This window comes from Bradyrhizobium sp. Ken01, from assembly GCF_055807355.1.
This window is the reverse complement of record NZ_JBVVPC010000011.1, coordinates 99,830-116,210: the sequence shown is the minus strand read 5'-3', so window position 1 is coordinate 116,210 and position 16,381 is coordinate 99,830. Positions and strand designations below refer to the sequence as shown.

The window sequence follows — 16,381 nt, the reverse complement described above, 5'->3', positions numbered from 1 at the left end:
GATCATGAGCGACGCAACCGTTTCAGAATCCGGCCATCGGCTGAAGCCGCTGGCGCCGACGATGCTGCGCGAATTGTCGGTGCGCTCCAACCTCAGGGGCGCCGCGCAAAGCCTCAGCCATTACGGCCTGGTCGTATTGGTCGGCGCGCTGATCTGGAGGGTCTCTTCGACCTGGGGTATCCTTTGGGCGTTGCCGCTGATGGCGGTGCAGGGCTATCTCGTCGCCTTCCTGTTCATGGCCGTGCACGAGACCGCGCACAAGACGGCGTTCAAGAGCCGCGCTCTCAACCTCGTCGTCGGCTACCTGTCGGGTTTCATCATCGGATTGCCTTACGAATATTATTGCCTGTTCCACTGGGACCATCACCGCTACACCCAGGATCCGGACAAGGACCCGGAGCTGGTCGTTGGCGTCAAACCGAAATCCGACACCCAGCTCGCGCTCGCCTATAGCGGCGTGCTTCAGGTCGCCGGACGCCTGCGGCTGATGCTCGGCCATGCCGTCACCGGCAAGGTCATCGTGCCCTGGATTCCCGAGAACAGGCGCGCCATCATCGTCGCCGAGGCGCGCGCCTACGCCGCGCTCTATGCGTTGCTGCTCGTGCTGTCGCTATGGTTCTCGTCGGCGCTGCTGCTCTGGGTCTGGATCGTGCCGCTGATCGTTGGGCAGTTCTTCCTGCGGCCCTATCTCTACGCCGAGCACACCGGCTGCGAGCGTACCCGCAGCGCATTCCAGAACACGCGCACCACCTACACCGGCGCGATCGTCAAATGGGTTGCGTGGAACATGCCCTACCATGTCGAGCATCACGCCTATCCCTCGATCCCGTTCCACGCCCTGCCAAAGCTGAACGGAATCGTCGACGGCGAGATCGTCCATCGTGGCCGCGGCTACATCAGGACGACGCGCGAGACCTGGGCCTGGTTTCGCCGGCAGCGACAGGGTTGCTAAGAGAAGAAAATTCGACGCGCAAAGGCCCCGATCGCGGTGCGATCGGGGCTTTGCCGTGAATGCGAGATATCAGTAGATCCCGTACGCGCACACGTTCACGACGCGGACGCGCAGGCCGTGGCGGGTCTGGACGACGCGCTCCTGATAACAACTGTTGACGCCGCTGTTGACGTAGACGCCGCCAAAGCCCCAGCTGGGACCCCAGTGATGGTGGAAGCCGTGGGCCGACGCGGCGGTGGGGGCGAGAGCGGCAACGCCGAGCGAGCCGGCAGCGATCAGACCAAGTGCAAGCTTACGAAACATCTTCATTCTCCAGTATGGCGCAAAGGGCCGTTGTTGTGTCCCTGCATCTCGGTCGAGCCGAAACGCGGATGCGTTCATGCGGGGAGGGGAGAATCGTGTTTCAGGAGTGTTTCGTCGGTCGCGGCGCATTGCGCCGCCGTCCTGTTTTCCGCGCCGCGCGATAGCGCACAGCCATCGCCTCTGTCAGCTCGGCCATCTTCTCGCGCAGATCGGCCGGCTCCAGCACTTCGGCCTCTGGCCCGAGCCGCAACAATTCGGCCGCGGCATGCCACGACGTCTTGCCGGTCGGCACTCTGGCAATGCGCCAGCCGTCTGCATCTGCGGTCTCGTCGAGCTGCGTACGCGCCCTGACGTAAGGCTGGCTCAGTGCGTCGAGCAGTTTCACGCCGAAGGGCGACAGCCGGACGATCGCGACGTTGGGATGCATCTCGGCCTCGAGACGCAGCGTTGCGTCCCGCCAATAGGCGGCGAGATCGAAGCCGGCGGGTCGCTCACAGCGATCGTCGAGCGCCGTGCAGTCGAGCACGCGCGCGACGCGATAGGTTCGCACGCTGCCGTCGACCAGACCTGCGAGATACCAGCTGCCCCCTTTCAGCACGAGACCGAGCGGCGCGACGCGGCGCTGCTTCTCGGCGCGCCAGCTCTGGTAGCGGATCTTGATCAGTGTCCCGCGCAGGGTCGCGGCGGCGATGGTGCGCAGATGCTTCGGCTCTTCCGCCTCGCCGAACCAGCCCGGCGCGTCGAGGTGAAAGCGCTCCTGCATCCGTCCGGCGTCTTCGCGCAAATTAGCGGGCAGCGCGGCCATCAGCTTGTTCTGTGCAGCCATCATCGCCGCATCCAGCCCGAACGCCGCCGCCGGGCCCGGCAATCCAGCCAGGAACAGCGCTTCCGCCTCGCTCTGCGACAGACCGTTCAGCCGCACGCGATAACCGTCGAGCAGGCGATAGCCGCCCTCCGCACCGCGGTCGGCATAGACAGGGACGCCGGACGCCGCGAGCGCGTCGATGTCGCGGTAGATCGTCCGCACCGAGACTTCGCAGGCCTCGGCGAGCTCGGGCGCGCTGACCTGCCCCTTGGCCTGAAGGGTGGTGAGGATCGACAGCATCCGGCTCGCGCGCATGATTCCTTAAATCATACCTGACACAAGATGTCAGGTATGATCCGCTACAACGCCATCGCCAGCCGGCCAGATGGAGACCGCCATGACCGATCCGAACCGCATCACGCTGTATTATTCACCGCAAAGCCGGGCCACCGGCACGCGGGTGCTGCTTGAGGAACTGGGGGCGCCTTATGATCTTCATGTCCTCAACATGAAGGCCGGCGAGCAGCGCCAGCCGGCCTATCTCGCGATCAACCCGCTCGGCAAGGTGCCGGCGATCGGCTACCACGGGCAGCTTGTGACCGAGCAGGTCGCGATCACCATCTATCTCGCCGATTTGTTTCCGGAAGCCGGGCTGACGCCCGCCCTGAACGATGCGCTGCGCGGCCCTTATCTGCGCTGGATCGCCTATTACGGCGCCTCGTTCGAACCGGCCCTGATCGACAAGTTCATGCAGCGCGAGCCTGCACCGATTACGCAATCGCCGTATGCCGACTATGACACCATGCTCGGCGCGCTCGAGGCGCAGCTGTCGAAGGGACCGTATCTGCTCGGCGAGCGCATGACGGCCGCGGATGTGCTGTGGGGCGTCGCGTTCAGCTGGACCATGATGTTCGGTATCGTGCCGAAGAAGGATGTGTTCGTCCGCTATGCCGAACGGATGACGGCGCGGCCGGCGTTCCAGCGGATCACTGCGGCCGATGCCGAGATGGCCGCGCAGCATGCCGCGGCTGCCGGTGGGTAAGGCGCACGAGCCTCACATTCTGTGTCGTCCCGGCGAAGGCCGGGACCCATAACCACAAGGAGAAGTTTGGCGAAGACGCGTCGTTCGGGATCTATACCATCCGCTATCGCTAGACCTCGCGGAATGGGTCCCGGCCTTCGCCGGGACGACACCGACGAATAGCGGCTGCAGCTCCGCCCCCTCAAAACCGCGGCGGCCGCTTCTCCGCGAAGGCCTTGATGCCTTCCTTGATCTCGTCGCCGCGCATGCTGTCGCGGTGGCGCTGGTCGGCGGCTTGCTGGTCGAGTTCGCCGCGGGCGAATTCGTTGATCGCACGCTTCATGCCGCGCATCGCCTGCGGAGCGTTGCCGGCGAGGATGTTGGCGAGCCTGTCGACCTCCTCGTCCAGAAACTCGACCGCCACCATATCGGTGAGATAGCCGATCCGTAGCATCTCCGGCGCGCTGATCTTTTGCGCGGTCAGGAACAGTTTTTTTGCATTGTCGACGCCGAGCCGCGTCACGTAACGCTTGATGCCGCTGCTGTAGTAGTGCAGCCCGAGGCGTGCTGCGGGCATGAACATCTCAGCGGTATCGACGCCGATGCGGAAGTCGCAGGCGAGCGCGAGGTCGGTCGCGCCGCCATAGACGCCGCCATTGAGCCGGCAGATCGTGGGGACGCCGAGATCCTCCAGACGGTTGACGACCACCTCGAAGGCGGAGCCCGCGCTCTGCTGTTCGCTCGCGCTGACCGCGCGCTCGGCAACGGAGTTGAGATCATAGCCCGCGGAGAAGGCGCGCCCGGTGCCGGTCAACACCAGCACGCGGATATCAGGATCGGCCTCGACCCGGTCGAACAGTTTGACCAGCTCGCCGAGGTCCTCGGCCTGGAGCCGGTTGAGATGTTTGGGACGGTTGAGGCGAATGGTGGCGCGTGTGCCAACGAGTTCGAGCACTGGGCCGGTGGCTGCATCGGTGATGTCCGACATTCTTGTCTCCGTTTATTTGCTCGTCGCCATTTATTTGTTTTCGAGCGTGCGCCGCTTCGCCTCGGCATCGATGGTCTCGGCGAGATCGGGATGCCGCGCCATCAGCACGCGGAAGTCGACGAGGTCGAGCACGAGCAGCCGCGACACCTTGGTGGTGGAGACATTGGCACCGCGCAAATTGTTGCCGAGCAAGGCCATCTCGCCGAAGAAGGCGCCATCGCCGAGCTGCACCTTCTTGCCGGGCAGGTCGACCTCGACCTCGCCGGCGGCGATGAAATACATGCAGTCGCCCTGCGTACCCTTGCGGATGATCATGGTGCGCGCCGGCAGCTCCATGGTCCGCAGCATGTGGGTGACGTCGGCGATGGCGGCCGGTCCCAGCGCCGCGAAGAACGGCACCTTGCTGACGGATTCCCAGGTCTTGAGGAAATTGTCGCGCCGGGTCTCCGCGGCAAAGCCGGTCGCCAAAATACCGGTCCAGAGGCCGAACACGCCGAGGCCGGAGATCATCACCAGCGCGGCCACCATGCGGCCGAGCGGCGTCACCGGCACGACGTCGCCATAGCCCGTCGTCGTCAGGGTTGCGACGGCCCACCACAGCGCGGCCGGCACGCTGCCGAACGTCTGCGGCTGCACGTCCCGCTCCAGGAAATATTCGGCGACCGAGGCCAGGAAGACCACCATCAGGAAGATCACGAGCACGCTGAGCAGCGGCCCCGATTCGAGCACCAGCACGCGGCGGAGCTGCCGCAGGCCGGGAATGCCCGGTACCACCTTCAGCACCCAGAGCACGCTGAGCAGCCACGCCGTTCTGGGCTCGATCCCGAGAATCAGCGCGGCCGGCACGGCCAACGCGCCGACCGCGTCGACCAGCCCGGCGGAGGAGGACATGTAGAGTGCGAGGCGCCCCTGTCGCGCCATATGGCGCAGCCGGACCACCCATTCGAACACGAAGTAGACGAGGCAGGCCCAAAGCAGGGCATCGACCCAGCGATGCGCTGTCTCATAGGCCGGGTTGACCGTCAGGAGCACCATGGCGAGCACGCCGACGGCGACGGCCACATAGGCCGCCCTGGTCATGTTGCGGCCGGCCGTGGCGGCCGCGAACTGGGCCAGAGCGGAGATCAGCGGCTTGGACATGCGGAAGGGCGGCTCGGTTTTGTCTTTTGCGGTCCCGGCTGGAACCTCGGTGCCAAAGTGCCTGCCCGGGCCGAGGCCGTCAACGACGGGCGCGGCCGCCGTACCTCACGCCGCTACTTGAAATGCGGCGGCTCGTCGTAGCCGCGACGGCTGCTGAAGAACAGCAGCACCATCAAGCCGATGCCGACGAGAACGGAAAAACCGGCCCCCAGCGCCAGCGCCACATAGCCTTCCGTCGGAATCGGCTCGCCCTCGACCGCCATCGCGGAATAAGCGAAATAGCCAACCGCGGCCAACATTCCCAGCAGGAAGATGATGAGGAGTGCACGCATGCGCGGTCTCCGGTTGTATTCGGGAGCAAACGGTTGTGGACGGGGACGGTTCCCGGACCAGGGTCCCCGGTCGTTCGCAGACGTGCCGGCCAGGCGTTGCCGCCGATACTCAAACCGATAGGTCAGGCACTCTGAGCTGTCTTCACCACCACGATATTACTTTCGTCGTGCTGGGCAGGGGCCACATCGTGCGCGGTCTTCTCGCTCTCGCCCGCATGGCGCTTGAGGTAGTCGCGGCGCATGCCGATCTCGTCGCGGACGAATTCGTAGCCGAGCTTGAAGGTGTCGAGCCCGTCGGTACTGATCGTGCCGTCTCGCAAGCCGATGACCGCGCCGCGCAAGATGCCTTCCAGCTCGTCCTGGAGGCATTCGAGCTGGTCGAGCGAATGCGCGTGTTCGATCCGCTCGCCGATGTCGAGAATGGCGGTGGAGAGCTCGCTGGCCTTCTCCGGCGCGATCCGGGTGATCTTGGCGTAGATCGCGGCGAAGATCGAGCCGATAACGCTGAGCGCGGCAGCGCCCAGATACATCAGGTCGCTGTACTTATCCATGAACGACTTGGTGTCGTCATTGATGTAGTCGGCCGCCCCTTGATGCGCCATCACGAAGGCGTCCTTCTCGACGGAGGCGGGCTCGATTCTGCTGGCAAAGCCGCCGTCGAGCCCGAGCGCGGACTTGTTCTCGTAGACGGTGCGCGCGAGCTCCCCGGCCGCCGTCGGCGACATCCTGGATTGGGCGACCAGCAACCATTCGAGCCCGATCGTGTCGAGATCGTCGTCGGGAATTTCCGGCGATGCAGACAGCGTGCCAGCAGTCAGCGTCTCGTTGGAAATGCCAGGGATCTTGCGCGCCAGCGCCTTCGCCTCGTCAATCGCGTTCAGCGTGAAGCCGCCGCGCCTGGCGACCTGCTCATACGCCTTGTCTCGCACCGCCCTGGAGGCGTGGACGATGGCGACGACCGCGCCAAAGCCGCTTGCCGGCGCGAACAGCTTGTCGAGTGTTGCGCCCGGCGGCGCCATCTGGATTTTCGCTGCGTCCGCGCCGTCGGGAATGTCGAGGATGCCGCGGACGAAGGCGAGCGCGGATTCGTTCTCGGCCAGGACGGCCACCTTCTTCTTCTTCAGTTCGGCGAGCGACTTGATCTTCTTGTTTCCGGGCCCGAGCAGCAGCACGAGATCGTGCTCGAGGATCGCGAGCGTGCGTGCCCGCAGCGGCACCTTGGCGTCGGTGCGCAGCACCGCGAGGTCGGCCTGCTTGCGGTCGAACTGGGCGATCGCCTTGGCGTTGTCGGCGTTGTTGACGATTCTGATCCGGAAGCGCGAGGCGTTGTTCTTCAGGACGGCGGCGAGCTTGGCTGCGAACAGGGCCTCGTCGCTGTTGGGGGTGCCGACGGCAAAGGTCAGCGTCTCCGAATTGTGCACCAGCATGCGGCCGCCCCAGACGGTGGCAAGCGACAACAGCAGGGTCAGCACGACGTAGAGAAAGACCTGCTGCTGGTTGGTCTTGATCACCTTGGGGCGCCGGGGCGGTGGCTCGATCGGCGATGAGGTCGGGCCCTCAGTACTCATGGCAGCACTCTGGCCTTATGCTTCCGGTGGCGGGCGGCTTGCGGATGTGATCGCTGCGGTCGCCCTGCAATTCGTAAACGTCTGAAAAAAGAACGATATTCTCTACTGACGATGATAGCGCGCAGGCCGCGGAATGCAAATTCCGAGCCGAAGGTAACCTTACTCAACCCGGCCCTGGCGATTGGTCATCCTATCACCAGTTAGCCACAGTTGGCGATTTTCCGGTTCCCCCCGGCTGCATTCCGTCGCGGGAGATGTCATAAATCGCAAGTCCCGGCGATTTGACCGGTCCAGGAAGAGATTGCGCTGAACGCTCCAATTCTTCTTGTCACGTCAACGAGGGCGCCTTGTCGTTTCCACCCCTGTCATCGGCGGTTCCGGTCGAAGCCCTCATTGGTTGGATGTTGCTGCTGACGTTCAAGCACATCATCGCCGATTTCGTCCTCCAGACCGCCTGGATGGCCCACGGCAAGGACCAGAAGCACGGCTGGGCCCTGCCGCTCCTGGTGCACTGCCTGGTTCACCTTGCGGTTGCGCTGCCGCTGATCCTGATCGTGGCGCCGAAATTCTGGTTTGTGGCGTTGATCGATTTCGTGATCCACATCACGATCGACCGCGCCAAGGGCCTCGTCTCGGCCAATTTCGGCGTCGATCTTGCGCATCCCTGGTTCTGGACGCTGATCGGTGTCGACCAGGCCCTGCACCATCTGACCGGCTTCGGCCTCTCCATCTTCATGGCGGCGAACTGAGGGACGGCGGCCCTGGTGGAGTGGCGGCCGGGCCTGCATGGTTCGAGACGGCGCTTTGCGCCTCCTCACCATGAGGGGTGAGAGTCTTTCAGCAGAAGCAGACCTCATCCTGAGGGCCCGCCGAAGGCGGGCGTCTCGAAGGATGGCCACAGAGAAAACCCTTTCCAGCCCATTGATTCGTGGCCCACGTGCAAGCACCCCGGGTGACTACCGGGCAGCGTGGTTAACCTTTCATTAGAGAATTGCACTGCATCTTCCCCCACGAGGGAGAACTGCAATGTTTTCAAGCCGCGATACCTTTGAAAGCGATTTCTGCCCGGTCCGCGACGAGCTCCTTGGCGAGATGTACCGCGCCAGCGAGAGTGGCCTGCCGAGGCTGGTTGAAAGTGTTTCCCCTGACGCGCGCGCCAGGCTGGCGCTGTTCTGCTATCGCCGCAGCCATCTGCACTCGCTGGCGGTCGCGATCGCCGGCAGCTGTAATGAGCGCGACCTGATCGAGAACGGCGGCCGTGTCGGTTCGACGCTCTATGCGCTTGCGCGCGAAGGCGCGGCGAAATCCTCGCCGTCGCTGTCCGGTGGCCGCAAGCCGATCACGCTGTCGACCAAGCCGCTCTCGGTGCTCGCGCCGCTGGACGACGAGATCGACGACGAGATCAGCGAAGCCGTCCCGGCCTAAACGCTCGCGATAATCGGCAGCCCGAATTTCCGTCGCGCCATCGCGCATTCGGCATCGCCCGGCATGCACGTGCGGCACACCTCCGGCCGCACTGCGTAGATGCCGCACGCGGTCGCTTTTCCGATGTCCCCCTGCAACGCCGAACAGCGATCGCCTTCGCAGCGCATGCCGGATTGGCGCGCGTTGACGAGCGCTTCGGGAATCGCGGCGAGCTCCTCGTCGCTCTCGATCGAGAAGCGCGGCCAGTTCGCCGAATAGCCGCAGCAGGCGCCGCAACTCTGGCAACAGCTCGACAGGTCGATGGGGGCGTTCTCATCCATCGTCACGTGTCCTTCACGTATCCTTGGGCGGGCCCCAGACCAGGCTCTGCCGCCATTTCGCGCGCAGCACGTCGCGCCTTTCAGGATATCTCTCGTCGGGATAGCTCGCATCCACCACGCGGTCGGTGCGGAAGCTGCGGAAATCGCCGCGCAGCTCGCACCAGGCCGCGAGCAGGCGCACGGCTTCGAGATAGCCGATCGAAATCGGCCAGATCATGCGCTCGCTGGCGCGGCCCTGCTCGTCGCGATAGCGCAGCATGATCTTCTTGCCTTCGTGGATCTGGGTGCGCGTGCGTGCCATGTCCAGGCGGTCCGGTTCCCTGTTCCAGCTCGGCCGGGCCCGGCTTGCCGGCTCCAGCACGAAGGGACGCAGGCGCTCAGGGACAGTGTCGGCGATCTTGGCCATCAAGTCTTCAGCCGCGCGCGCCAGCGCGGGATCGGCATGGCCGGCGACCCATTGCGCGCCCAGCACCGCCGCCTCGATCTCGTCGGGTGTCAGCATCAAAGGCGGCAGGTCAAAACCCTTTTCCAGGATGTACCCCATGCCGGCTTCACCGCGGATCGGCACGCGCTGGCCGATCAGCGTGGCGATGTCGCGATAGATCGTGCGCTTCGAGGTCTCGAGCTCGGCCGCGATGGCGTCCGCCGTCAGCGGCTTACGCGTGCGCCTCAGCACCTGGATGATTTGAAACAGCCGGTCGGCGCGTCTCATGACGGGTCTCTTGTCGCTGGTTTTTCAGAGGGTGGCGCGCGGCTGCTGACAGGATGTTGGCAGCAGGGGAGTTCTATACCGGGTCAACACGTCGACTGAAGAGGATTTGTCCATGATCATTCCAACTCATTTCGGCCCGGCCACTGCGCTGTGGCGGAGCCAGCCTCTACGAGTCCCGCCTTTGCAAGTCCTGCGATCGCAAGTCCTGCGTTTGCGAGTCCGAGCTTGGTCCGCATGGGCGTTCGGCCGCCTCGTATCCCTTGATCTCATGGTCCTCGACCTTCGCCTTGCGCTCGCGACCGTGGTGGCTCGCTTCCTGGTCCAGGCCGCGGACGCGCTGGTCCGTCATGTCATGGCCCGCGCCTGGCGGGGGGCCCGTTTCGCAGAAGATATCACGGCTGCTGCCACCATGGTGGCAGCAGCCCGCGGCTAAGTTCCCTCAACTCTTTCGGTCGTTTCAGGAGAGCCTTCATGATCACGCTTTATGGCTTTGGCCCCGGCTTCGGCCTGCCGGAAATCAGCCCCTTCGTCACCAAGACGGAGGTGCAGCTCAAGATGGCGGGCTTGCCGTACCGGAAGGAGCGGGCGATGCCGCCCGCCTCTCCCAAAGGGCAGCTGCCTTTCATCGACGATGGCGGAGAGGCGGTGGCCGATTCCACCTTCATCCGCGCCCATATCGAGCGCCGCTACGGCTTCGATTTCGACGCCGGTCTGTCGCTTGCCGAGCGCGCGCAGGCTTGGGCATTCGAGCGCATGATCGAGCATCACGTTTATTTTGCGCTGGTCGGGGCGCGCTGGGTCGACCCGGTCAACTTCGCCAAGGGGCCTGCGCATTTCTTCGACGGCGCGCCGGAGCATAATCGCGAGAAGTTGCGCGAGGATGCGCAATTCCGCGTCGCCGAGAACTATTTGCTCTCCGGGCTCGGACGGCACGCGCCCGATGACGACGTCGATCTCGCCGTGCGCTCGCTGTTTGCGCTCTCGGTGCAGCTCGGCGACAAGTCCTATCTGATGGGCAACAAGCCCTGCGGCGTCGATGCCACCGCCTTCGGTGCACTCGCCGGGATCCTGACGCCGTTCTTCGAATCCGCCCTGCGCAGTCGCGCCGAAGGATTTCCGAACCTCACCGCTTATGTCGATCGGATGATGGACACTTACTATCCGGAGTTCGCCTGGACCCCGCTGCGGCAGGCGGCCTGATGCCTGATGGAATGAGACTCATCTAGCGCCGCGAGAAAGGTGCGTTCCCTCCCCCCTTGTGGGGGAGGGCTAGGGAGAGGGGTAGCCCAGGAAAAGGTACTCGTTGCCGACGATGCACTGGTCGGTGCGCGACCGAAAAAATCCCCGTGTGGCACCCCCCCTCCCTGCCCCTCCCCCACAAGGGGGGAGGGAACGGAGAGAGTGCTGCTGCTGGCCGAACTCTATTTGACGCCACGCTCGCCAATCACAAACCCAAAACAAAAGAGCCGGCCCATCGGGCCGGCTCTCGTCGTCTCAATCCTGCCGCTGCGTCTATTTCACCAGCACGTACTTGCCGTTCTTCACGGTGAGGAGGATGCGCGAGCGGTCGTCGAGGCCGTAGCGATCCTTTTCGGTGAAATTGTAGACGCCCTGGCTGGCGGCTAGCTCCTTCTCCGACAGCAGCGCCTGGCGAATCGCCTCGCGGAATTCCGGCGTGCCGGGCTTCGCCGTCTTGAGTGCCGCCGGGATGACGCGCTTGAGGATCTCGAAGGCGTCGTAGGAATGGCCGGCGAACTGGCTGCGGCTGCTCGGCCCGTATTTGCCTTCATAGGCGGCGTTGAGCGCGAGGCCGGGCTTCTTGGTGGCGGCCTCGTCCGGCTGGTCTTCCGGATCCATCACGGGACCGGCGGCCATCAACACGCCCTCGGCGGCCTTACCCGCGATGCGGATGAAGTCCATGCTGGCGGCACCATGGGTCTGGTAGATCAGGCCTTGGTAGCCACGTTCCCGCAGCTCGGTCTGCGGCAGTGCGGCCGCAGTGCCGGAAGCGCCGATCAGGATGGCGTCCGGATTGGCGGCGACGAGCTTGAGCACTTGACCGGTCACCGACGTGTCGGGGCGAGCGAAGCGCTCCTCGTCGGCGATGGTCATTCCCATCGGCACGCCCTGGGCCTTGAAGTCGTTGAACCAGAGGTCGCCATAGGAGTCGGAATAGCCGATATAGCCGACCGTCTTCACGCCCTTCGACTTCATGTGCTCGTAGAGCACCTTGCCCATGATCGGAATCGGCTGCGGCATCGCCACCGACCACTTCATGCGCTCCGGCGTGATCGGGAAGGGCGCCAGGCCGAAATGTGGAATGCCGACTTCGTTGGCGACGTTGGACACCGCGATGGTCGGCGGCGTCAGCGCCGAGCCCATGATGATATCGGCCTTGGATTCGGTCACGAAGCGGCGGGCGTTGGTGGTCGCAGTGGTGGGATCGCCGCCGTCGTCGAGCACGATCACCTTCAGCGGCACGCCGCCGATCTCCTTCGGCACGAACTCCAGCGCATTGCGCTCGGGAATGCCCAGCGCTGCGCCCGGGCCGGTCGTGGTCGTGGTGATGCCGATGGTGATCTCGGCGGTCTGGGCCAGCGCGGGCACGGCCGGCAGCGCAAGCGCGGCCGCGGTCACGGCGGCAGTCAGGTAAAAGCGTTTCATCTATTCCTCCCTTTATGTGTTTCTTTGAAAGCAGAAATCGGGGGGTAATTCAGCCCCCTCTTTTGGTGATGTGGCGATTTAGCTTCGGGCCTCGCTCCCGGTGAATTTGGCTACCATTTCCGCGGGAAATGGTGCCGATTTCAGTTTGTCGGGGTTAACGGGGTCGCGGCCGACAAGGACGCGGGTCTCGAAACCCTCGATCGCCAGCGCCTCGCCCTTGTAGACGTTGTGCTTCACCTCGAAGCTCGAGCGCTTGATGCTCTCGACCTTCGTTTCGATGGTGATCCAGTCGCCGTAAGTCGAGGGGATGTAGAACTTGGCACGGGTGTCGACCATGGGAATGCCGACCAGGCCGTATTTGCGGACCAGGTCCTGCTTTGAGAAGCCGGCGACTTCGAACAGGGTCGACGTCGAATCGTCGAACATCGCGAAATAGCGCGGGTAATAGACGATGTTGGCGGGGTCGCAGTCACCCCACTGGATCTGGACGTCGCGCCGGTTCACGAACATATGTCGCGCCCTATTTCGGCGCCATGCGCAGCGAGCCGTCGAGGCGCACCACTTCGCCGTTGAGGTAGGAATTCTCGACCATGTGCAGGGCGAGTGCCGCGAACTCGTCGGCGTGGCCGAGCCGGCGCGGGAACGGGATTGCGGCGGCTAGCGAGTCCTGGGCTTCCTGCGGCAGGTTGGCGAGCAGCGGGGTGAGGAACAGGCCGGGCGCGATCGTCAGCACGCGGACGCCGAACTGCGCCAGCTCGCGCGCGATCGGCAGCGTCATGCCGACGATGCCGCCCTTCGAGGCCGAATAGGCCGATTGCCCGATCTGGCCGTCATAAGCGGCAACGGAAGCCGTGTTGATGATGACGCCGCGCTCGCCGGTGGCCTGCGGCTCGAGCTTGGACATCTCGTTTGCGGCAAGGCGGAGCATGTTGAAGGTGCCGATCAGGTTGACCTTGATCACCTTGTCGAAATCCGCGAGCGCCATCGGGCCGTCGCGGCCGACGACGCGCTTGGCAACGCCGATGCCGGCGCAATTGACCAGCACGCGCGCAGGTCCATGGGACTTCGTCGCCTGGGCGATCGCAGCCTCAGCGGAAGCCGCATCGGAAACATCGCAGGTCACGGCGACGCCCTTGATCTCGGCGGCCACGGTTTCCGCGAGCTTGGCATTGAGATCGAACACCGCGACCCTGGCGCCCTGCGCCGCCAGCTTTCGCGCGGTCGCCGCGCCCAGTCCCGATGCGCCGCCGGTGACGATGACTGCCTGATCCTTCAACAACATGGCGTTCTCCCTGTAGCGATGTTTTCTTAGCCGACCGATATCACACGGTCCGATGGATTGGCAGCGTAGAGCTCCTCGATCAGGAGGCTGCGATGCTCGAGCACCGCGCGCTGGTTGATCGAGCCCTTGTCGGTGACCTCGCCCTTGTCGATCGAGAGTGGCGTGTCCAAGAGGATCGCGCGCGTGATCCGCGTCGAGGATCCGGTGGCCGCGCCGAGAAAGCGGGTCAGCCGTTCGCGAAATGCCTCGCGCACCAACCGGTCGCGGGTCGCGACGACGAGGTCGTCGGTCGGCAGCGTCGGGTTGATCAGCCGGCAGCCGTCGAGATCGAGCACGACGAGCGCGGAGACCTCGTCACGGTTGATGCCGGCGATGACGACGTCGCGCACCAGCGGTGCGCAGGCCGCAACGAAGCGCGCGCGCAACGGGCCGACGCTGACCCAGGTGCCGCTGCCGAGCTTGAAATCCTCACCGATGCGGCCGTCGAAATCGAAGCCGCTATTGAGATCATCGGGATCGACGGGCTTGAGTGCATCGCCGAGCTTGTAGAAGCCTTCTTCGTCGAACGAATTTGTGGTGATGTCGGGCTGGCGCCAGTAGCCGGGCATCACGTTCGGCCCCTTGCAACGAACTTCCAGCTTGCCGTTGTTCGGCACCAGCTTGGCGTCGTTGCCGGATACGGGAAGCCCGACATGGCCGGAGCGGCTGGTGCGCGGGTTGACCGACATGAAGAACGGCGCGGTCTCGGTCGCACCGAGGCCGGTCAGCATCGGCACGCGGTAGCCTTTTTCCTTCACCGCGAGCTCGTCGAGGCTGTTCCAGACGAACGGCGACAGCGCCGCGCCCGAGAAGAACATCGCGTGCAGCCGGTCGAAGAATTTTGCGCGCAGGCCCTGGTCGTCGCGCAGATAAGGCAGCAGCGACTCGTAGCCCTTGGGGACGTTGAAATAGACCGTCGGCGATATCTCCTGGAGATTGCGCACGGTTTCCTCGATGCCTCCAGGCACCGGCTTGCCGGCGTCGAGATACATCGAGCCGCCATTGTAGAGCGTCAGCCCGATATTGTGGTTGCCGCCAAAAGTGTGGTTCCAGGGCAGCCAGTCGATGATGACGGGCGGCTCGTCCTTGAGGAAGGCGAGCGTCTCGCGCAGCATCACCTGGTTTGCGCAGATCATGCGCTGGGTGTTGATGACCGCCTTGGGGTTGCCGGTCGAGCCAGAGGTCAGCAGGAATTTCGCGATGGTGTCGGGGCCGATCTTGCCGTGGACCTCGTCCAGATCGCCGCGGATCGGCGTTGCCATGAGGTCGGCGAGCAAGGTGACGTCGCGGCCCGGCACGCGGCCGTAGGACGCCGCGATCTCGGTGCCGAGCGAGACGTTGGCCGCGAGCGCGTCGGCGAACTTGTCGGCGTCCTCGGCGAAGACTAGGCCGGGCGTCAGCAGCTTCATCAGGTAGGAGAGCTTGCCGTAATCCTTGGATACCAGCGAATAGGCCGGCGACACCGGGCAGAACGGAATGCCGGCATAGAACGCGCCGAACGCCAGCAATGCGTGGTCGATCGAATTGCCGGAGAGGATGACAACCGGCCGCTCCGCCGACAGCCCGCGCGCAATGAGCCCTGAGGCGATGTGCCGGCTCGCGGCGAGCAGCTCGGCGTAGCTGATCTTGCGCCAGAAGCGGCCACCTTCGCGCTCGGCCATGAAGACGCGATCCGGCGTCGCGCTCGCCCAGTGATGCAGGCGGTCGGTGATGCGGGCCGGATAGTCTCCGAGCGGCTGTTGGGGCCGCAGATAAATCGTGCCGTCGTCGCGCCGCTCGATATTCACGACGGGATCGCCGAATGAAATGGGCCGCAGCGGGGAAGTGCTCGCGCCGCGCTCCATGCTGGAAGAGGACGACGGCTGCGCGCTCATGATTTCGGCTTCACCTTTGCGGTCTTGTGTTCGAGGAACTCGCGGATCCTGCGCTTGGCTTCCTTGTCGCTCTGCGCCACCGTTGCCATCAGCGATTCCATCAACAGGCCGGTCTGCGGATTGGCCTCCGCGATCATCGGCAGTGCCTGCAGGACGGCGAAATTCGTCAGCGGCGCGTTGGAGGCGACCTTGGTCGCAAGCTCCATCGCCTTGCCGAGGCCGTTGCCGGCTTCCGTGACATATTGCGCAAAGCCGTAGGAGGTGCCTTCGGTCGCGGAATAGACGCGGCCGGTCAGCATCATGTCCATCATTCTGGCAACGCCGATCAGCCGCGGCAGGCGCACCGAACCGCCGCCACCGACGAAGATGCCGCGCTGCCCCTCCGGCAGCGCGAAATAGGTCGAGGGCTCGGCGACACGGATATGGGCCGCGCAGGCGAGCTCCAGTCCGCCGCCGATCACGGCGCCCCTGAGCGCCGCGATCACGGGCACGCGGCTGTACTGGATACGGTCGAACACCCGGTGCCACATCTGGGAATGGAGAAGGCCGCCGGTGGCGTCATGGTCGGTCAGTTCGGAAAGATCGAGACCGCTGGAGAAGTGGTCGCCGATGCCGTGGATGACGACCGCGCCGATATCCTCGGGCAGGGACGCAAAACACTCGCCGATTTCCAGGATGATGCCGTCGTTGAGCGCATTGCGCTTGGCCGGCCGATTCAGGCCGACGGTCAAAACCCGGTCCGCCCGCTCGATCTTCAAAAGCCCGGAGGCGCCCGCGTCAGCGGTCTCGGCGTTTCCCTGTGTCATTTGCGTCCTTGTCAGAATAGTTATGTTGTATAACGAATTCCGGGGGAGTCAACAAGGGGCTGGGCGCCTCTTGGGCCAGTCAGGCGGGCAAAAGGCGCCTTCCAAACGCGGTGTCGTCCCGGCGAAGGCCGGGATCCATAACCACAGGGA

19 protein-coding genes are annotated in these 16,381 nt (G+C 64.6%); 6 read left to right on the top strand and 13 right to left on the bottom strand.

The features are described from left to right. The first annotated feature begins 4 nt into the window (after positions 1 to 4). A complete protein-coding gene (locus AC0L3S_RS13850; RefSeq protein WP_473279434.1) occupies positions 5 to 952 on the top strand; it encodes a fatty acid desaturase in 948 nt (315 codons plus the stop codon). A gap of 69 nt (positions 953 to 1,021) precedes the next feature. On the opposite strand, the gene AC0L3S_RS13845 is transcribed toward AC0L3S_RS13850, so the two are convergent. Continuing rightward, positions 1,022 to 1,255, bottom strand: coding sequence for a hypothetical protein (locus tag AC0L3S_RS13845; RefSeq protein ID WP_473279433.1), 234 nt, complete (start codon positions 1,253 to 1,255; stop codon positions 1,022 to 1,024). Between the two features lie 100 nt (positions 1,256 to 1,355). Continuing rightward, entirely contained in the window at positions 1,356 to 2,375 is a 1,020-nt protein-coding gene (locus AC0L3S_RS13840) for a helix-turn-helix transcriptional regulator (protein ID WP_473279432.1), read from the bottom strand. Between the two features lie 82 nt (positions 2,376 to 2,457). Here AC0L3S_RS13840 and AC0L3S_RS13835 point away from each other — a divergent pair, with 82 nt between their 5' ends. Next, positions 2,458 to 3,102 (top strand): glutathione S-transferase family protein, encoded by a 645-nt coding sequence (locus AC0L3S_RS13835; protein ID WP_473279431.1) that lies wholly within the window; start codon positions 2,458 to 2,460, stop codon positions 3,100 to 3,102. Between the two features lie 181 nt (positions 3,103 to 3,283). Here the strand turns inward: AC0L3S_RS13835 and AC0L3S_RS13830 are convergent, their stop codons facing one another. The 4 genes from AC0L3S_RS13830 to AC0L3S_RS13815 all read right to left on the bottom strand — a co-directional run bounded on the left by AC0L3S_RS13830 (position 3,284) and on the right by AC0L3S_RS13815 (position 7,109). After that, positions 3,284 to 4,069 carry an enoyl-CoA hydratase/isomerase family protein gene (locus AC0L3S_RS13830; protein WP_473279430.1) on the bottom strand — a complete coding sequence of 262 codons (786 nt, stop codon included), beginning with the start codon at positions 4,067 to 4,069 and terminating at the stop codon, positions 3,284 to 3,286. A 30-nt stretch (positions 4,070 to 4,099) separates the two neighbouring features. After that, the gene (locus AC0L3S_RS13825) at positions 4,100 to 5,209 is read right to left on the bottom strand and encodes a cyclic nucleotide-gated ion channel (RefSeq protein WP_473279429.1); all 1,110 of its coding nucleotides are present in this window, start codon (positions 5,207 to 5,209) and stop codon (positions 4,100 to 4,102) included. A 113-nt stretch (positions 5,210 to 5,322) separates the two neighbouring features. Continuing rightward, on the bottom strand, positions 5,323 to 5,541 hold the full coding sequence (locus tag AC0L3S_RS13820) for a hypothetical protein (protein WP_007605264.1): 219 nt from the start codon (positions 5,539 to 5,541) through the stop codon (positions 5,323 to 5,325). A 122-nt stretch (positions 5,542 to 5,663) separates the two neighbouring features. Next, a complete protein-coding gene (locus tag AC0L3S_RS13815; RefSeq protein WP_473279428.1) occupies positions 5,664 to 7,109 on the bottom strand; it encodes a TAXI family TRAP transporter solute-binding subunit in 1,446 nt (481 codons plus the stop codon). A 401-nt stretch (positions 7,110 to 7,510) separates the two neighbouring features. Between AC0L3S_RS13815 and AC0L3S_RS13810 the strand changes: the two genes are divergently transcribed. Together AC0L3S_RS13810 and AC0L3S_RS13805 are read left to right on the top strand one after the other, a co-directional pair. Further along, a complete protein-coding gene (locus AC0L3S_RS13810; protein WP_018458457.1) occupies positions 7,511 to 7,858 on the top strand; it encodes a DUF3307 domain-containing protein in 348 nt (115 codons plus the stop codon). Positions 7,859 to 8,135: 277 nt separating this feature from the next. Beyond that, entirely contained in the window at positions 8,136 to 8,534 is a 399-nt protein-coding gene (locus tag AC0L3S_RS13805; RefSeq protein ID WP_473266796.1) for a hypothetical protein, read from the top strand. On the opposite strand, the gene AC0L3S_RS13800 is transcribed toward AC0L3S_RS13805, so the two are convergent. Both AC0L3S_RS13800 and AC0L3S_RS13795 read right to left on the bottom strand, forming a co-directional pair. Continuing rightward, positions 8,531 to 8,854 (bottom strand): YkgJ family cysteine cluster protein, encoded by a 324-nt coding sequence (locus tag AC0L3S_RS13800; RefSeq protein WP_473266794.1) that lies wholly within the window; start codon positions 8,852 to 8,854, stop codon positions 8,531 to 8,533. The two genes, AC0L3S_RS13805 and AC0L3S_RS13800, sit on opposite strands and share 4 nt — an antisense overlap. A gap of 13 nt (positions 8,855 to 8,867) precedes the next feature. Next, positions 8,868 to 9,566, bottom strand: a complete 699-nt coding sequence (locus AC0L3S_RS13795; protein WP_007599649.1) for a helix-turn-helix transcriptional regulator — start codon at positions 9,564 to 9,566, stop codon at positions 8,868 to 8,870. A gap of 112 nt (positions 9,567 to 9,678) precedes the next feature. Here AC0L3S_RS13795 and AC0L3S_RS13790 point away from each other — a divergent pair, with 112 nt between their 5' ends. Both AC0L3S_RS13790 and AC0L3S_RS13785 read left to right on the top strand, forming a co-directional pair. After that, the gene (locus tag AC0L3S_RS13790) at positions 9,679 to 9,999 is read left to right on the top strand and encodes a hypothetical protein (RefSeq protein ID WP_473279427.1); all 321 of its coding nucleotides are present in this window, start codon (positions 9,679 to 9,681) and stop codon (positions 9,997 to 9,999) included. A 38-nt stretch (positions 10,000 to 10,037) separates the two neighbouring features. Beyond that, on the top strand, positions 10,038 to 10,766 hold the full coding sequence (locus tag AC0L3S_RS13785) for a glutathione S-transferase family protein (RefSeq protein ID WP_473279426.1): 729 nt from the start codon (positions 10,038 to 10,040) through the stop codon (positions 10,764 to 10,766). Positions 10,767 to 11,078: 312 nt separating this feature from the next. Here the strand turns inward: AC0L3S_RS13785 and AC0L3S_RS13780 are convergent, their stop codons facing one another. From AC0L3S_RS13780 to AC0L3S_RS13760, 5 genes are all read right to left on the bottom strand, one after another. Beyond that, positions 11,079 to 12,230, bottom strand: coding sequence for an ABC transporter substrate-binding protein (locus AC0L3S_RS13780; RefSeq protein WP_473264499.1), 1,152 nt, complete (start codon positions 12,228 to 12,230; stop codon positions 11,079 to 11,081). A gap of 78 nt (positions 12,231 to 12,308) precedes the next feature. Continuing rightward, positions 12,309 to 12,740: an acyl-CoA thioesterase gene (locus tag AC0L3S_RS13775; RefSeq protein ID WP_473279425.1), complete on the bottom strand. Its 432-nt coding sequence runs from the start codon at positions 12,738 to 12,740 to the stop codon at positions 12,309 to 12,311. Positions 12,741 to 12,750: 10 nt separating this feature from the next. Continuing rightward, positions 12,751 to 13,512, bottom strand: coding sequence for an SDR family NAD(P)-dependent oxidoreductase (locus AC0L3S_RS13770; RefSeq protein WP_473264500.1), 762 nt, complete (start codon positions 13,510 to 13,512; stop codon positions 12,751 to 12,753). Positions 13,513 to 13,538: 26 nt separating this feature from the next. Beyond that, positions 13,539 to 15,425: a feruloyl-CoA synthase gene (locus tag AC0L3S_RS13765; protein WP_473279424.1), complete on the bottom strand. Its 1,887-nt coding sequence runs from the start codon at positions 15,423 to 15,425 to the stop codon at positions 13,539 to 13,541. Beyond that, complete coding sequence (locus AC0L3S_RS13760; RefSeq protein WP_007605285.1) at positions 15,422 to 16,231, bottom strand: crotonase/enoyl-CoA hydratase family protein; 810 nt, start codon at positions 16,229 to 16,231, stop codon at positions 15,422 to 15,424. The genes AC0L3S_RS13765 and AC0L3S_RS13760 overlap by 4 nt, the downstream gene beginning before the upstream one ends. Positions 16,232 to 16,381: the final 150 nt, after the last annotated feature.

Bases quoted from the DNA above. Each gene is read 5' to 3' on its own strand.
- AC0L3S_RS13850 (WP_473279434.1), top strand. From the start codon at position 5: ATGAGCGACGCAACCGTTTCAGAATCCGGCCATCGGCTGAAGCCGCTG.
- AC0L3S_RS13845 (WP_473279433.1), bottom strand. From the start codon at position 1,255: ATGTTTCGTAAGCTTGCACTTGGTCTGATCGCTGCCGGCTCGCTCGGC.
- AC0L3S_RS13840 (WP_473279432.1), bottom strand. From the start codon at position 2,375: ATGCGCGCGAGCCGGATGCTGTCGATCCTCACCACCCTTCAGGCCAAG.
- AC0L3S_RS13835 (WP_473279431.1), top strand. From the start codon at position 2,458: ATGACCGATCCGAACCGCATCACGCTGTATTATTCACCGCAAAGCCGG.
- AC0L3S_RS13830 (WP_473279430.1), bottom strand. From the start codon at position 4,069: ATGTCGGACATCACCGATGCAGCCACCGGCCCAGTGCTCGAACTCGTT.
- AC0L3S_RS13825 (WP_473279429.1), bottom strand. From the start codon at position 5,209: ATGTCCAAGCCGCTGATCTCCGCTCTGGCCCAGTTCGCGGCCGCCACG.
- AC0L3S_RS13820 (WP_007605264.1), bottom strand. From the start codon at position 5,541: ATGCGTGCACTCCTCATCATCTTCCTGCTGGGAATGTTGGCCGCGGTT.
- AC0L3S_RS13815 (WP_473279428.1), bottom strand. From the start codon at position 7,109: ATGAGTACTGAGGGCCCGACCTCATCGCCGATCGAGCCACCGCCCCGG.
- AC0L3S_RS13810 (WP_018458457.1), top strand. From the start codon at position 7,511: ATGTTGCTGCTGACGTTCAAGCACATCATCGCCGATTTCGTCCTCCAG.
- AC0L3S_RS13805 (WP_473266796.1), top strand. From the start codon at position 8,136: ATGTTTTCAAGCCGCGATACCTTTGAAAGCGATTTCTGCCCGGTCCGC.
- AC0L3S_RS13800 (WP_473266794.1), bottom strand. From the start codon at position 8,854: ATGGATGAGAACGCCCCCATCGACCTGTCGAGCTGTTGCCAGAGTTGC.
- AC0L3S_RS13795 (WP_007599649.1), bottom strand. From the start codon at position 9,566: ATGAGACGCGCCGACCGGCTGTTTCAAATCATCCAGGTGCTGAGGCGC.
- AC0L3S_RS13790 (WP_473279427.1), top strand. From the start codon at position 9,679: ATGATCATTCCAACTCATTTCGGCCCGGCCACTGCGCTGTGGCGGAGC.
- AC0L3S_RS13785 (WP_473279426.1), top strand. From the start codon at position 10,038: ATGATCACGCTTTATGGCTTTGGCCCCGGCTTCGGCCTGCCGGAAATC.
- AC0L3S_RS13780 (WP_473264499.1), bottom strand. From the start codon at position 12,230: ATGAAACGCTTTTACCTGACTGCCGCCGTGACCGCGGCCGCGCTTGCG.
- AC0L3S_RS13775 (WP_473279425.1), bottom strand. From the start codon at position 12,740: ATGTTCGTGAACCGGCGCGACGTCCAGATCCAGTGGGGTGACTGCGAC.
- AC0L3S_RS13770 (WP_473264500.1), bottom strand. From the start codon at position 13,512: ATGTTGTTGAAGGATCAGGCAGTCATCGTCACCGGCGGCGCATCGGGA.
- AC0L3S_RS13765 (WP_473279424.1), bottom strand. From the start codon at position 15,425: ATGAGCGCGCAGCCGTCGTCCTCTTCCAGCATGGAGCGCGGCGCGAGC.
- AC0L3S_RS13760 (WP_007605285.1), bottom strand. From the start codon at position 16,231: ATGACACAGGGAAACGCCGAGACCGCTGACGCGGGCGCCTCCGGGCTT.